General features: G+C 71.0%; 1 protein-coding gene. It reads right to left on the bottom strand.

The window, feature by feature from the left end; genetic code table 11:
- Window positions 1-617, bottom strand: a 617-nt coding sequence (locus ABWU78_RS20915; protein WP_439159395.1) for an Ig-like domain-containing protein, incomplete at both ends; no start/stop codon positions are given.

Raw genomic sequence — 617 nt, 5'->3', positions numbered from 1 at the left:
ACCCTTGGGCACGTCCGGGGACGCCTGGGCGTGCAGCGTGCTGCCCTCGACCGTCACGGTGACGCCCTGGGCCTGGCCGGTGGCCTTGAAGGTCAAGGAGTCGCCGTCGGGGTCGGTCGCGAAGCGTGCGAGGTCGATCGAGGCCTCCTCGCCCGCCGCGACGTCGAGCGTCGGGGTGGAGAGCTCGGGCGCCAGGTTCTCCGGCGGGACCACGCTGATCGGCAGCGTGAGCAGCGCGGTGTGGCCCTCGGGGTCGTCGGGGCCGGAGCCGTCGGTCACCTCGAAGGTGACGGCGGCCGGCCCGACGTACTCGGCATTCGACGTGTAGACGATCTCGGTGGTCGAGGGCACCTCGCGGGTCCCCTCGAGCGCGGTGACCTTCTCCTCGGTCGTCAGGCGCGGGGTCTTGCCCTCGACGACGAGCACGTAGTCCGTGATGTCGATCGGCAGCGGCTCGCCGCTGACGACCTCCAGAGGCGTGATGCCCGGACGCAGGGTCGGTGCCTGGTCCGTCATCCCCGGCACCTTGACGAAGGCCTTGGCGGTGAGGCCGTCGACGTCGGTGGCGGTGTAGGTGATGACCTGGCGGTTCTCGGTGAGGGTGACGACGAGCTCGT

It is taken from the genome of Cellulosimicrobium sp. CpK407, from assembly GCF_051844275.1.
GTDB classification, from domain to species: domain Bacteria; phylum Actinomycetota; class Actinomycetes; order Actinomycetales; family Cellulomonadaceae; genus Cellulosimicrobium; species Cellulosimicrobium cellulans_G.
Note: the sequence above shows the minus strand (reverse complement) of the source record. Positions and strands in the feature narration are given on the sequence as shown.